Source organism: Agrobacterium tumefaciens (assembly GCA_025559845.1).
In the GTDB taxonomy this organism is placed as follows: Bacteria; Pseudomonadota; Alphaproteobacteria; order Rhizobiales; family Rhizobiaceae; genus Agrobacterium.
Genome location: CP048469.1, coordinates 949,719 through 962,549, shown reverse-complemented (window position 1 = coordinate 962,549; position 12,831 = coordinate 949,719). Strand labels below are relative to the sequence as shown.

The 12,831-nt window shown below is 53.1% G+C and carries 16 protein-coding genes and 2 tRNA genes; 8 read left to right on the top strand and 10 right to left on the bottom strand.

The annotated features are described in order from the left end of the window. Positions 1-104 precede the first annotated feature (104 nt). Positions 105-737: a hypothetical protein gene (locus FY156_04800; protein ID UXS00862.1), complete on the top strand. Its 633-nt coding sequence runs from the start codon at positions 105-107 to the stop codon at positions 735-737. 44 nt (positions 738-781) lie between these two features. Here FY156_04800 and FY156_04795 read toward each other — a convergent pair whose 3' ends face one another. The 6 genes from FY156_04795 to FY156_04770 all read right to left on the bottom strand — a co-directional run bounded on the left by FY156_04795 (position 782) and on the right by FY156_04770 (position 4,380). Further along, positions 782-1,318 (bottom strand): DUF1269 domain-containing protein, encoded by a 537-nt coding sequence (locus FY156_04795; protein UXS00861.1) that lies wholly within the window; start codon positions 1,316-1,318, stop codon positions 782-784. Between the two features lie 176 nt (positions 1,319-1,494). Further along, entirely contained in the window at positions 1,495-1,755 is a 261-nt protein-coding gene (locus FY156_04790; GenBank protein UXS00860.1) for a hypothetical protein, read from the bottom strand. Between the two features lies 1 nt (position 1,756). Then, complete coding sequence (locus FY156_04785) at positions 1,757-2,080, bottom strand: XRE family transcriptional regulator (protein ID UXS00859.1); 324 nt, start codon at positions 2,078-2,080, stop codon at positions 1,757-1,759. 636 nt (positions 2,081-2,716) lie between these two features. Continuing rightward, positions 2,717-2,793: transfer RNA gene (locus FY156_04780), tRNA-Pro, on the bottom strand. 121 nt (positions 2,794-2,914) lie between these two features. Next, a complete protein-coding gene (locus tag FY156_04775) occupies positions 2,915-3,502 on the bottom strand; it encodes a dual specificity protein phosphatase family protein (protein ID UXS00858.1) in 588 nt (195 codons plus the stop codon). A 290-nt stretch (positions 3,503-3,792) separates the two neighbouring features. Then, positions 3,793-4,380: a DedA family protein gene (locus FY156_04770; GenBank protein ID UXS00857.1), complete on the bottom strand. Its 588-nt coding sequence runs from the start codon at positions 4,378-4,380 to the stop codon at positions 3,793-3,795. A gap of 473 nt (positions 4,381-4,853) precedes the next feature. Here FY156_04770 and FY156_04765 point away from each other — a divergent pair, with 473 nt between their 5' ends. Beyond that, positions 4,854-5,498, top strand: a complete 645-nt coding sequence (locus FY156_04765; protein ID UXS00856.1) for an exopolysaccharide biosynthesis protein — start codon at positions 4,854-4,856, stop codon at positions 5,496-5,498. On the opposite strand, the gene FY156_04760 is transcribed toward FY156_04765, so the two are convergent. Next, on the bottom strand, positions 5,484-5,777 hold the full coding sequence (locus tag FY156_04760) for a hypothetical protein (GenBank protein ID UXS00855.1): 294 nt from the start codon (positions 5,775-5,777) through the stop codon (positions 5,484-5,486). The genes FY156_04765 and FY156_04760 overlap by 15 nt on opposite strands. 178 nt (positions 5,778-5,955) lie before the next feature. Between FY156_04760 and FY156_04755 the strand changes: the two genes are divergently transcribed. The 5 genes from FY156_04755 (at position 5,956) to FY156_04735 (ending at position 10,097) form a co-directional block, all read left to right on the top strand. After that, positions 5,956-6,030, top strand: a tRNA-Asn gene (locus tag FY156_04755). Positions 6,031-6,187: 157 nt separating this feature from the next. Then, positions 6,188-7,501 (top strand): tyrosine-type recombinase/integrase, encoded by a 1,314-nt coding sequence (locus tag FY156_04750; GenBank protein ID UXS00854.1) that lies wholly within the window; start codon positions 6,188-6,190, stop codon positions 7,499-7,501. 166 nt (positions 7,502-7,667) lie between these two features. Continuing rightward, a complete protein-coding gene (locus FY156_04745) occupies positions 7,668-8,459 on the top strand; it encodes a Dam family site-specific DNA-(adenine-N6)-methyltransferase (protein UXS00853.1) in 792 nt (263 codons plus the stop codon). Next, positions 8,456-8,974: a hypothetical protein gene (locus FY156_04740; protein ID UXS00852.1), complete on the top strand. Its 519-nt coding sequence runs from the start codon at positions 8,456-8,458 to the stop codon at positions 8,972-8,974. Before FY156_04745 ends, FY156_04740 begins: the two co-directional genes overlap by 4 nt. Continuing rightward, positions 8,964-10,097 (top strand): DGQHR domain-containing protein, encoded by a 1,134-nt coding sequence (locus tag FY156_04735; GenBank protein UXS00851.1) that lies wholly within the window; start codon positions 8,964-8,966, stop codon positions 10,095-10,097. Before FY156_04740 ends, FY156_04735 begins: the two co-directional genes overlap by 11 nt. A gap of 155 nt (positions 10,098-10,252) precedes the next feature. Here FY156_04735 and FY156_04730 read toward each other — a convergent pair whose 3' ends face one another. The 3 genes from FY156_04730 to FY156_04720 form a co-directional block, all read right to left on the bottom strand. Then, positions 10,253-11,134 (bottom strand): hypothetical protein, encoded by an 882-nt coding sequence (locus tag FY156_04730; GenBank protein ID UXS00850.1) that lies wholly within the window; start codon positions 11,132-11,134, stop codon positions 10,253-10,255. A gap of 305 nt (positions 11,135-11,439) precedes the next feature. After that, positions 11,440-11,775: a hypothetical protein gene (locus FY156_04725; GenBank protein ID UXS00849.1), complete on the bottom strand. Its 336-nt coding sequence runs from the start codon at positions 11,773-11,775 to the stop codon at positions 11,440-11,442. Further along, a complete protein-coding gene (locus FY156_04720) occupies positions 11,750-12,226 on the bottom strand; it encodes a hypothetical protein (GenBank protein UXS00848.1) in 477 nt (158 codons plus the stop codon). The genes FY156_04725 and FY156_04720 overlap by 26 nt, the downstream gene beginning before the upstream one ends. 100 nt (positions 12,227-12,326) lie before the next feature. Between FY156_04720 and FY156_04715 the strand changes: the two genes are divergently transcribed. Beyond that, a complete protein-coding gene (locus FY156_04715; GenBank protein UXS00847.1) occupies positions 12,327-12,500 on the top strand; it encodes a hypothetical protein in 174 nt (57 codons plus the stop codon). Positions 12,501-12,831 lie beyond the last annotated feature (331 nt).

Below are 12,831 nucleotides of genomic sequence, written 5' to 3'. Positions count from 1 at the left end.
TCGTGACCGGACTTCTGATGTGAGAAGCCAAGGGGTGGCCCGCGCCACCAACATGAGGTCGATGCGCATGAAACGCGTTGGCCTGTTCAGGACGCAAGATCGACATGGTATCTTCCATCGACCTTTCCACACGACTGACGGCAACAAAACTGGCACTCAAGGCCATCAAGGAACAGGAAGACGCAACACAAAGCGCGTCCAACCAGCGCACACAGCTTCTTTCGTCCTACGGTATCGATACCTCGGCCTCGACCACAACAACACTGAACAATCTGCTGACGCGCCTTTCGGAGCAATCGGGAGAAACCACCGAAGCAGACGATTCGACGCCGGTTTCCACTGACATCACCTCGGCCGATTTCATGACCAGCCTGAAGAAGAAACTTCAGGCGCTGGCGGAAGAAACAGCGACCGCCGAACAGGCGAAGGAAATGCTGGCGGCGCTGGAAAAAGGAACCCTTACCGTTTCGGACCCGCTGAATGGCGTTCAGATGACCGCCTGGGACCCGTCGGATGAAAACGACGTGACAACGCAAGCCAGAACGCAGATCGACAGCATGGGCTGGAGCGAGTTTCTGAAACAGCGGCTCGAGCGTGAAGGCGGCAGCTATGTCCGCTCATCGACCGGCGCCTATACGGATGCGACTTCCGGCAGCAATGCGTTTTTCGGCAGCGTGGGCGACCACTATTATTATCTGACCTGGCCCAAGGCAGACGCAAATACCGTTACGGTTTGATGCAACACGCCGCAGAGTGCTGCGGCGTATCGCCAAAACCTTGCTTAGACAGCAGGAGCCGGCGTTTCCACGGAGCTGCCAGACAGCGCCTTTTGCAGTTGCGCTTCCTGCTCTGGCGAAAGCGAAGTTTTCAGGACGCGACCGCGCAGCCCTTCGAACTCAGCCATCACCTTCTCCGGCTGTACCTTGCGGATCAGCACGAACAGGGCAGACGATCCGTTCGGAATGGTTTCGCCCAGCGATTTGATGAAGTTGTCGTCAATGCCGTAATCACCAAGCGAACCGGCAAGCGCGCCCGTGCCCGCACCGAGAACGCCACCAATGGCGAAACCTGCAAGCGGGTTGAGGAACAACAGGCCAACAAGGCCGCCCCAGAGGCCGCCAGACAGCAAGCCGGAACTCGCACCAAGTGCCGTCAGATTGACGCTCTGCTTCAGATGCACCTTGCCGGACTCATCACGAACGACAACGACTGCGTCTTCGAGATCAACCAGATATTCCTTTTTCAGACTCGCAAGCTTGAGAAGAACGCGGTCAGCTTCTTCTTTCCCGTCAAAACCGACGACCACCAATTCGGACATGAGCTATCTCCCTGAGTTTAGATTGCCTGCAACTGAACGTTTTGGACCGCAGCAGGTTCCCGTCTATGCTGAAGAGAAGATGTGTCGGGCGTTTGACAGTAAATGCGCGGTAAAAATCAGGGCCGATGCATCGCTGCACCGACCCTTTTTTTTATTTTTATGCTCTGGGAAAAACCTTAGTGCACGGATGGCTCTTCGCCATCGAGGAAGCTTCTGATGCCATCCTTTTCGCAGGTTGCCAGAAACTCTTCCCAGGCATCCTTGTCGGTGGCGAAATTCTCTTCCCAGGTCGTCACGTCGTCCTCTTCGCTGATGACCTCCAGCGTCCAGTCCTGCTGTGTGCCGGCAGGTCGGTAAATATCGACGAGTACCGTGATGCCGTCGTCTTCGAACTCGCCCGAAAACTCGGAATGTTCGATCTTCTCTTTCTTCGCCATGTCAGCCTCCTGCACCTGTGGGCGCATCCGGCGCCATGTGCTCCGGATACTGCACTGTCTCGGGACTTACAATCTCCGGATTCGGCGATTTAAGAAGACGCACACCGGGACCACCCGCCCCACTTGTCGCATTGTCATCGATAAATGAGATACCGCCGGACTGCAGCGCCTGGAGCAAAGCAGCAACCGCATCGCCCGGCACCGGCTGACCGGCTTCAAAGGCTTGAACGGTAACGGCTTCAATCTTCGATTCGTCGGCAAGTGTCTTTTGCGACCAATCCAGGAAAGCTCTTGCAGCGCGGCATTGTGCAGGTGTCAGCATCACCAGAGGCTACTGCAATTTTGGGGGAATAGCCAGAAAGGACGTTTTCCCGTGACCTCACGCGCGACAGCACGGCAGACTGTAAACCAGCGCCCAATCTGTGAACGGCTCGTTGGAAATATCTGGTGAATACGACGATGGCATAGAGCCAACTCCCGCCTTGAAGCAGCGCACAATCAAAAGCCGCTCCAGTTTCCCGAAGCGGCGCTCTTGATAAAAATGGCTATGAATAAAGAAGCAATATCGATTTCAATATGGTGAATTGAGCTAAAATAAAGTGCCCGTCCCCTAAAACATGCGTATTGATTTAGCACATCAAGCTGGGAGTCAAGCAACCGGCCACAACCTGTAGTGCCAAGTGTGTGTTTTCTGTTTGATAGCTACAAACAAAAACAGCGTGTGCAGCCAAGACGTCACGCATTGGAAGGTTCTTCACCTCTCCACACCTCAAAGCGGAAGGGTTCGAGTCCTGCAGGGGGCGCCACCTCGAAGCCAGCTTCTTACTCAATCTGACAGACCGGTCAGCGCTCTCTTCGCCAATCCTGATACGAAAAAGCACGTAAGAGCGGAAAAGTATGCATCTATTGGATAGCTGAGAATTTTCAAGCCAGCCTTGGGGGCATCTGGCTTGGTTTTGAATGGTCGGAGCGACAGGACTTGAACCTGCGACCCCTTGACCCCCAGTCAAGTGCGCTACCGGGCTGCGCTACGCTCCGAACCTGAAAAGGGCTTTATATAGATGGCGTTTGGAGAGCAAGCGGAAAATGACCTTTTTCCCGAAAAACGAAAAATCTTCATGCCCTCCCCCGAGCCATCAACACCCTCCCTCTTGGCGTATCAAGGCTCCTGCCAAGCGAACAGCCAGTCTTGCGGGATCAGCGTCTGCTCCACGGTTTCCCAGGTCTCGTCCATGGCGTAAGCCTTGGAGAGATAAGGGAGGCTGAGGTGGCCGAAGCGGAGGGAGAGTTGGCTTTCGGCGGCCTCTTCGCCGGCGCCCAGGACACGGGCGAGATAAAGGGCTGAGGCAAGGCCGCTTCGGTCTGCGCCAGCCTTGCAGTGGATGAGAATGGGTTTGGGCGCATCGCGCATGATTGCGACCAATTGGTCGACCCTTTCCATGCTGAGCTGCTCATTGGCCGACATGCCGAAATCGATATGGGTGACACCCAGCCTGCTCGATTCGGATGTTTCATCCCGATACCAGCCTTGCGAGGGATTGGCGCCGCGCAGGTTGATGATGGTCTTGATGCCGTATTGTTTGACGTAACGGTCCAGTTGCGCTGTTTGCGGCTGGTTGGAGCGGTAAAGCTGTCCCGGTACAACCTCGTGGAAGTTGCCCAAATACTGGATACCGAAGAGGTACAGGCTGACAGAGAGTGCGATTGTCGCCACGGCCCAGGCAGAGCCCTTTAAAATTCGTCGCATGATAGCGGTTCCTCGTCAGAGCACCGCGTCGCCACAAGGGCAGACGGCAGCGCTCCATTTTTCTCAATCGACGCATCAAATGGCCTGAAAACCGGGATTGATTTTCTGGCCGATGCGTTGGTCGAGGCACCGGATATCCGCCATTTCTGACATCAAACTGAAAGTTGTACGCTGGAGATCCCGAGGCGGGTCACGCGAGAACGCGGAGCGTTTCGCGCCCACTCACGGGCAGCCGCCGACACGTTCAACGCGCCTGCGGAACATGGCAGGCGTCTCAAATCCCGATCGTGTCACCGAACGAAGACATACACCGCGTAGACGGCAATCAAGGCGCCGGCAGCGGCCGCCGTGATGAGACCGAGGCGCTTTTCGATGAAGTGGCGGATAGACTCGCCATATCGCTGCAGCAGGCCGGCCAGAATGAAGAAACGTGCGCCGCGCGTTACGACGGCAGACAGGATAAATAGCCCGAGGCTGATGTTGGCTGCTCCCGACAGAATGGTCACGACCTTGATCGGCGGCAGATGCGCGAGACCCGATGTCACCAGCAGGAGAACGATGGTCTCGTAATTGACCGAGCTTTTGAGGTGCTCGAAGCTTTCGAGCTTGCCATAGAATTCCAGGATTGGCCGCGCCAGGCTTTCAAAGGCGTAGTGCCCGAGAAACCAGCCGGCGATACCGCCGAGAACCGAGGCGACCGTCGCGACGAGAGCATAAAACATGGCGCGTTTCGGTTTTGCCAGCACCATCGGCAGGAACAGCACGTCAGCGGGTACGACGAAGATCGAACTTTCCACGAATGCCACTATCGCCAACCACCAGACGGCGGTTTTGCGTGCAGCAAGCGCCATCGTCCATCCGTAAAGATTCTTGAGCATTTCCGTATCCCAGAGTGAAGCAGTTGATCAGGAAGCCATGTGGCGGGTGGGGCGCGTATTTTCAGGCCTTACGCGACGGCAATAGAGACAATGCAACAGAATGGCAAATGTTGGGAAGGTGGTTTCCGCAATGCGGAATCGATGAAAAGAAAATGATTCCAGCTAATAAGGCTCAAGCCTCACCGCAACGCAAAAATATCACCCTAAGGTAGATAACTATCGGATTTTATTGTAAAATGTCTCTCGGAGGAAATTGGAGGAACGCATTATGGAATATGTGAGCTTCATTACGTCGATCAATCCGGTCATCCTTGTCATCCTGTTTGTCGTGCTCGTGGCAGGCGCCTACAGCAACTGGGTTTCCCACTAGGCTGCAAACGCCATTCGTTACAGGCGCATTTCTATCGGTGATAGGCATGGAGCCCTATAAATGCTATCGGTTCCGGGAGTAAAACAACTTCCGGGAAGTCTGCATGACGAATGAATTCGCATTTACCGATACGTCCGAGAAACTCAGCACCACGCTGGAAAAGCTGATCGGAAGGGTTCGGGGCAAAACGATCACCCTGCGCGAACTGATGGAAGCAATTGGTGAACAAGGACTTTTGCTGATCTGTGCGATTGCGTCCCTGCCCTTTCTCATTCCCGTGTCGATACCGGGCGTCAGCACCGTGTTTGGTGCAGCGATCATTCTCGTCAGCCTGGCGATCACGCTGAACCGGCTGCCGTGGCTGCCGAAGAAAATTCTCGACCGCCAGATGGAAACGGAAAAGCTCGTCCCGGCGCTTCAAAAAGGCGTTGCGATCGTCTCCAAGCTTGACCGGTATATTCGCCCACGCATGCCTGCACTGACCACCGGGCTTGTTGCCAACCGGATCAACGGTCTGGCGCTGATGACGGCGGGCGTGCTTCTGATGATGCCGCTGGGCTTCATTCCGTTTTCCAACACCCTGCCAGGTGTCGCGATCCTGCTTTTTTCCGCCGGCATGATCCAGCGCGACGGCGTCACCGTTCTCGGCGGTTATCTATTCCTGCTGCTGACATCGATTTACTTCGCAGCGCTCGCCTATGCCGCCTTCTGGGCCGGCCAGGGCATCAGCAATTCATTCGGCGGCTGATCCGCCATCCTTTTTGCCGACACCATCGCGGCGCTTCTGCCGCGATGCCCACCATACGGTCACGCGCCGACGATGACGGCGTACTGCCGGCAGGTCGTGCGACAGCACGACGAGACCAAGCGGAATCATCCAGAATCCGAGGATCGGCAAGAAGCCGAGCGTTCCCCCGACGACCAGAACCGAGCCTGTCGCGATCCTGCCAGTGCGAGAACGCGGCATCGCCACGCTCCATTTGCCGACATTTAAACGGCCTGTTCTGGCATCGACTCCGAATTTCATTTCCTGCTGCCCTTTTTCATCCAGCCTGTGGATAAGTTTTTTGCACGCTACAAGCCCTGAAAAGTGGGGCTCTCAGGAGATAAAACAAGACGAATGCGTTTTTTTTGAAAAAACCGCTTGGCAAATCGACAAAGCATTTGTATTACCCCGCCAACGCCGCAACAAACGGCGCCAACGTTCCCTGGTAGCTCAGCGGTAGAGCATTCGACTGTTAATCGACAGGTCGCCGGTTCGAATCCGGCCCGGGGAGCCATTTTTCTCTCACAGAGAAAAATAACATACCGCTAAACAAACCAATCAATACAAGCACTTAGATCGAAACGCCGACCATCGCCGCGTTTCCGTGCGCTCCCATTCTTGCTATTTCGGGTACTTTTTGGCTACATTTCCGTCTACAGGCGGGTAAACGAATGAAGTCAGAAGATGTTTCAAAATATGTCCTGAGAGATGCGAACAGCGGCATCTATCGGTACTACCGGCGCGTCCCTACAGAGGTCTCTCACCTCGACAAGCGGGCCCACGTCAAAAAAAGCCTTAAGACTAAGAATCATAAAGATGCGCTCGAACGAGCCGAGTCGATCCACAAAGCATCGGAGGCCTACTGGCGCACGCTGCTGGAGGGCAAAGGCGCGGTGGGCGCAGTCGAGGAATATGAAGCGGCAGTGCGAGCTGCACAGTCCATGGGCTTCACCTACAGGCCTGTCGGCGACGTTTCCCAAGTTGACATCGTCGAGCTGGAGCGTCGCTTCAGAGTAGCGGAGCAGAACTTCGACATATCGCACTCCATCGCTGACGGCGTACTTGGCACGGCACCAGAACCAAAACCGCGCATCAGCGACGTGTGGAAGCTCTACACGCATCACAACGAGGCTGGCCTTACCGGAATGTCTCCCAATCAGATGCGCAAGCATAAGGTCTCCCGTGAGCGCGCGTTGCGTTACGCCAAGGACGTGTTTGGAGACATCGAGCTGTCAGCGATCCAACGCGCAGACACGATCCGCTTCCGTGATTGGTGGGTGCAGAAGATCAAGAGCGAGAAGCTCAAGGCCTACAGCGCAAACCGCAGTATCACCGATATCGCAGGCATGCTCACGGTCATCGATGATGCGTTACAGACCGAATTTCACAAACCGTGGGAAAAGCTGCGCATCAAGGAAACGAATGCCACGAAACTCGGCAAGCGCCCGCCCTTCCCCGTTGCATGGATACAGGAGAAGATCCTGGCAGAAGGAGCGCTTAATGGCCTGAATGATGAAGGCCAGGCAATCATTCACACGATGATCGAGACAGGCATGCGTCTTACTGAGGTTTGCAACCTGAGGCCTGAGGATATCCATCTGCATGGAGACGTCCCCCACGTAGAGGTCGCAGAGCGCGACGACCGTCGAAACAAGACAGACCACTCCATTCGCCGCATTCCGCTCGTAGGTGTGGCCCTGAAGGCGATGAAGCGCCATCCTAAAGGCTTCCCGCTCTACCAAGATAAGTCTGACTCGGCGTCCGCCAACATCAACAAATTCCTGTGGAATGCCGGGTTACGTCCGACCAAGCGCCACACCGTCTACTCGCTGCGCCACACGTTTCAGGATCGCATAGAAAACGCGGGCGCATCAGACAGAATGCAAGCGGATCTAATGGGCCACGAATTCGGACGTCCAAGCTACGGTGACGGCGCTGAGATGAAGCGTCGTCAGGACTTTTTGAAGTCGATTAGGATCTTGTGAAAACTAGATTTGATCTCATGCGCTATTATTACTGAGATGGACTCCATGGAATTTTGCCTCAGCCAGCTTGACCTAGATAAAGTCGATGCGAGACGACCTTTGCGTTTTAAGTTCGTTAAGGTATGTAATTTAGCTTGAGTACGACCAAAAGTGGTGGTGGGGACAAGTGCAGCCGTTTTTAAAGTGGGCTGGCGGCAAGCGCTGGCTATTTGGCGAAGAATTTGTTTCTTCGCTGCCTTCGTTTGAAAGATATATTGAGCCATTTCTTGGCGGTGGAGCAGGCTTCTTCGCCGTCCGGCCGAAAGCGGCAATCCTTTCCGATGTGAATGGCGACCTTATAAATCTCTACAGGGTAATCCGAGATTTTCCTTCTGATTTAGCCGATGAGTTACGCCGTCATCAGAGCAAACACTCAAAAGATTACTACTACAACGTTCGCGATAACAAGCCGTTGGAACAAATCGCGGCGGCTGCATGGATGCTTTATCTAAATCGAACGTGCTGGAATGGGCTCTACCGACTAAATCTAGCGGGAAAGTTCAATGTCCCTATCGGAACAAAATCATCTGTGCTCCTACCAAGCGACAACTTTGACGCACTGTCTGAACTGCTTACTGGCATCGAAATAAATGTTTCAGACTTCGAAGGTACGGTCGATCAAGCCGGAGAAGGAGACCTTCTGTTTGTAGATCCACCCTATACGGTGAAACACAACATGAACGGCTTCGTCAAATATAACGAAACAATATTTAGGTGGGCGGATCAGGTCCGCCTCAGGGACAGCCTAGTTCGCGCCAAAGAACGCGGAGCTTCCGTTATCGTAACGAACGCGGACCACGCATCGATTCATGAGCTCTACAAGGGCTTCGGTAAGCATGGCATTGTCTCACGAAGATCAGTTATTAGCGGTAAAAATGAGGGACGATCTTCCGTAACCGAACTTATGGTCCGGGCATGATTTATTGGGTAAAAAAGCTTTTTTCTAACGCCAACCTTCACGGGCTCGCCTTTTTTGAAGTCGCGACGACGGCGGTGTTCTCAATTGCGCCGTTCGCGATTATTTTTTTCATCAGGTACGGACGCTCCGAAGATCAGGCCGTTCCATCACTTGAGGACCTGTGGGGCCGAGGCCAGCTCTTTCTGCTCGCGTACGGCATCTTTGGCACCGTCTTCTGGCTGGCCTTTATACGTCCAGACAGGCCTCGACACAGCGCGAGGGCATGCCTAGGTACGATCGCGACTTTCGTGATGCTTCCGGTTATAGGATTCATTGGGGTAGATCCAACCTTCTCGACAGTTTTGAACAAGACGGTCGTTACGTGGAGCTATTGGACCTACGGGTTTGTGCTCTTAATGAATTACTTGCTGATATTTTATATGGACATTCCCCCACCCGAACCTCGGGATGTATTGCGAAGAGAAGCTGTAGATATGCGACGCGCTTACGAGGAGATGGATACAGATGGACGCTGAGGTCATTTCTCTCGATTATTTTGAAGCGACTCAAAATGTTGGAACCTTTTATAACTGCATAGTGAAAGCGCAGGATCTCTTGAGAATCTGCGAATTCGACTTCCGTCAAATAAAAGAAAACAACGGAGTAAAAGAGTTTCTCGGTATACAGCGCCCTCTGAAAGAAGATCGCGTACGAGAAATCCGCACATACATCGGTACAGAGGACGCCTCCTTCCCAACGTCAATCGTAATCTCGGTCGACGAGCGCTGCGTGTCATTCGTTGAGAAGGATCAAAAGCGGAAGCTCGTGATCCATCCTTACGAAGACGAGAACGAAACACGGATTTCGATACCGCTTAAAGGCGTTGCCAAAATTATTGACGGCCAACATCGCCTCAAGGCTTTCGAAGGAACCAATCATAATTGGGATCTTACAGTGAATATCTTTGTCGGTGCAGACGAAGGTACGCAAGCCATGATCTTTTCCAAGGTCAATCTTGCACAGACAAAGGTGAATAAGAGCATCGTCTACGACCTGTTTTCGCTTGATCGCGATCGCAGTCCAGAAAAAACTAGCCACGAAATTGTAGTTAATCTTAATGCCATTCAGCGCAGCCCGTTCTTCAATAAGATTAAACGTCTCGGTTCCGCAACAGACGGAGTTTTCGGCGAAACCTTATCGCAAGCAACTGTCGTAAAAGGCGTGCTCCCTTACATTACAAACGACCCTCTCACAGACCGCGACATCGGCCGTCGCATTGGCGTTTGGCCTGATCGAGGCCCGGACGATTTTCGGAAGAGGATCTTTTATCCGTTCTTTAAGAACCGCGAAGATCACAAGATACTTGCGATCCTCATAAACTACTTTGACGCATTAAAGGAGCGCTGGCCCGAAGCGTGGGAAAACAACGGCAAGGGCTCCATTTTAGCTCGAACAAATGGCTTCAACGGAAGCATGCGGTTCCTGCGCGATGCATACTTGAATATTACGACAGAACCTACAGTGCCTTCAAAAGACCAATTCGCCGCAATCTTTAATCGGTCAGCGCTACGAGATGCAGACTTTACTACAGAGAAGTTTCCTCCTGGTTCCTCTGGGTCGTCTGCAATCTACGCCGAGTTCTCCAAGCTGCTGCGTTGATTGAGCAGCTTGGGAAGCTCCGTCTATCGTTTAAGTCTCAAGGCCTTGCGTGTAAAATGCGCTTTTTTGCGCGGCAGCTCCGCGAATGCCGACGCTGCGAAAGTAACGTGGCGCCGGTATTCGAGTTCCACTGAACCATCTTGATCACAGAAATGCTAGCTCTCGAGCGTTGAAGCGTAACTGGGGCTGATACATGTTTCGGCGAAGTGAGCGCCTAGTCTGGTGACGCTCGCTCCAACAATAGATACGGATAGTGGCAAACCTTCAAGAACGAATGGGATTTCGAATAGGAAATTCCCAGAGTCTAAGATTCCATGATACTTTAGGACATCGGTGGCATCCAATACTGCTATTTCGTCTAAGTCGCTGTATATGCCGTCCGAAAATGACAGTATGGGATTTGTACCAACCGCTTGATCAGCAAAATTGTCATAGAAATACAGCTCGTATGTCGAGACACCACGGCTTGAGAGATTGAACTTAACCTCGCGCTCGATCTCCTTTTGGTGCGCAAGGAATTCGTTGACAGATACCGGTGACGTAAAGATCGTTCCCAACGCAGCTATGATCTCATTCACAGGCTCGCGCTTAAATGTGCCAATACTCTCATACACAAGCGATATTTCAGTATCTTGAGACGACTCATCGGCAACGATGCGACTGAGGAGAGATGCTTCTCTCGCTGTGATTTCGCGCAGAATTCTTGTAAATATTAAGTGGTCAGACTTTAGCTCGTCAGCGGCAGAGTTGAGAAGATTCGCCCATTCGTTGGTAAGGTCTTTGGACGACTTCTCATCTTCTGGTGAAGGCTCAAGAGAGCACCCTTCCATAAATGGAAGGAAGAATTTTAGAGGCGGACAGGAAAGCGATCCACCTTTTTTATCAGCGATTTCTCGTGCCCGCTCCAGCGTCTTTATCGCACTTTTCCATCTCAAAAAACGAACCTTGTCTGCGATCAGCTGACTGACCTCGGACAATGGTGTTCCTAGCGTCGTTGAAATTGCTTTCCCGATCTCTACAGCTATTTTGTCTTCCATGATCACCCGTTTTCACAATTTCACGACGCCAAAGCCATCCTAACTTCAGCCGAGCCAATGTAAAACTGAATGCAGGCCTTTTTAAAGGGCGCGCTCGGCGCACGTCGGTATCTCGTCGAAAACCTGAGAACCAGCTTGGGAAGCTCAGTCTATCGTATTGCTTTCAAGGCCTTGCCTGTAAAACGCGCTTTTTAGCGCGGGAAATGCGCGAATGTTTTCAACAGCGCTGTAAAACAATTTCGGCCCAAGATCGAAAGCCCAGAACGCAAAAAAGCCGCCCGATGCAAACCGGACGGATTTTCCAACTACGCCTTTCGGCGGATCATTTCTTTTTCGAGTTCGTCGATTTGATCACTCAGACGATCAACCGCATCGCAGATCTTTTCTGTTCCTCGCTCAAATGACTTTCTCATGTTGACGGCCTCAGCCGTGTGTGCCCTCAGCGCATCCGTCGCATGATTTAATGCCGTCGGATCGACAATCATTGCAGCGACTTCGGCCTTGGACTGCTTATCGTTTCCAGATGACTTTTTCCCTGCTTCCATCCCGTAGTGTCTTACATAGAAGATGACAGCCAGAGTTGCCCCGAACATCAGCACCGCAGGAAGCGGAAGCTTACTGAGCAGTTCGATTTGTTCCATTCCGAGCTTCCCCCTGGTCATGTGCGGCGCGATGAATGTTGACCAGCTCGCCTATTGCAAAGAGCGGATAAATGGCGAGCCAGGTACTGATGACGCCGGAGGATGCAAAGCCATACGAAATACCTGCCCACATCATGCAGCCGACGAATGCCGATACTTGCCGGATCTGAGGGGTTACATCCTTTCGTGCGCCGTTGACTGCAAGCCCCACCACACGAAGGCATCCGATAAACGAGAGTGTCCAACCCAAGGCCGTCTCGGAAGACGGCAGGGCCGCAAAGGCGGAGAATGCCGGCTGATTGAAGGTTTGAGAGGGAAGCAGGAGAACGTATCCAAACACGATCATGTGACCTGAAAGAAACCACTCCATCATGCGCGGCCCAAAGCGATGGCGAATACGCACCCACATGGCCGCACCTTTATAGCCGGGATTTTTGATGCTGGATTTCATAGGCGTTGGACCCTCATCATGGGGCGTTGAACAACATCATTGACTCATCCTCGAATGAGAACATATTAGGAACACGCTTAAGAGTGAGGTCAATAACAACGTGGAAACCTACCGATTTCAGGCGGGCGGATCGGTCGTAACCGTGCAGGCCGAGACCGTAAGAGAGGCAGAGATCATGGCTGAAACGAAACTCAGCGAAAGAGCAGCCAAGTTCTTTGTGAGACGTCCTGCCGAAGGCTGGAGCCTGCAACTTCTGCAGGCCGCAGAAGCATGACGGACCAGAAGACGAAATCAGGCGATGGCGTCTTGGACCAGCATTGGTGCGAGCATCCCGGCTGCAAGCAGTGGGGAGGCTTTGGTTTCTCAAAGAGCAAAGCCGAGAAATCCACTTGGCACTGCTGGGAACACTACCCGCATAAGTGAGCACGCCGACTATGGCGACCGAACGATACAAACCCAAACTCCGATGGAAGCGAACGCAGATCGACGCGCGAGATCCGCCAACCGACTACGACTGGACCGGCTATGACGGCGCCGACGCCATCGGCCGCACCCGGAAGGAAATGCACGGTCCAACAAAGGGAAGATGGCATTGGGCGGGCTGG

What these genes read in the sequence shown, in the direction of transcription:
- FY156_04795 (UXS00861.1), bottom strand. Translation starts at nt 1,318, where the DNA reads ATGTCCGAATTGGTGGTCGTCGGTTTTGACGGGAAAGAAGAAGCTGAC.
- FY156_04800 (UXS00862.1), top strand. Translation starts at nt 105, where the DNA reads ATGGTATCTTCCATCGACCTTTCCACACGACTGACGGCAACAAAACTG.
- FY156_04750 (UXS00854.1), top strand. Translation starts at nt 6,188, where the DNA reads ATGAAGTCAGAAGATGTTTCAAAATATGTCCTGAGAGATGCGAACAGC.
- FY156_04720 (UXS00848.1), bottom strand. Translation starts at nt 12,226, where the DNA reads ATGAAATCCAGCATCAAAAATCCCGGCTATAAAGGTGCGGCCATGTGG.
- FY156_04730 (UXS00850.1), bottom strand. Translation starts at nt 11,134, where the DNA reads ATGGAAGACAAAATAGCTGTAGAGATCGGGAAAGCAATTTCAACGACG.
- FY156_04790 (UXS00860.1), bottom strand. Translation starts at nt 1,755, where the DNA reads ATGGCGAAGAAAGAGAAGATCGAACATTCCGAGTTTTCGGGCGAGTTC.
- FY156_04725 (UXS00849.1), bottom strand. Translation starts at nt 11,775, where the DNA reads ATGGAACAAATCGAACTGCTCAGTAAGCTTCCGCTTCCTGCGGTGCTG.
- FY156_04775 (UXS00858.1), bottom strand. Translation starts at nt 3,502, where the DNA reads ATGCGACGAATTTTAAAGGGCTCTGCCTGGGCCGTGGCGACAATCGCA.
- FY156_04740 (UXS00852.1), top strand. Translation starts at nt 8,456, where the DNA reads ATGATTTATTGGGTAAAAAAGCTTTTTTCTAACGCCAACCTTCACGGG.
- FY156_04760 (UXS00855.1), bottom strand. Translation starts at nt 5,777, where the DNA reads ATGAAATTCGGAGTCGATGCCAGAACAGGCCGTTTAAATGTCGGCAAA.
- FY156_04735 (UXS00851.1), top strand. Translation starts at nt 8,964, where the DNA reads ATGGACGCTGAGGTCATTTCTCTCGATTATTTTGAAGCGACTCAAAAT.
- FY156_04765 (UXS00856.1), top strand. Translation starts at nt 4,854, where the DNA reads ATGACGAATGAATTCGCATTTACCGATACGTCCGAGAAACTCAGCACC.
- FY156_04770 (UXS00857.1), bottom strand. Translation starts at nt 4,380, where the DNA reads ATGCTCAAGAATCTTTACGGATGGACGATGGCGCTTGCTGCACGCAAA.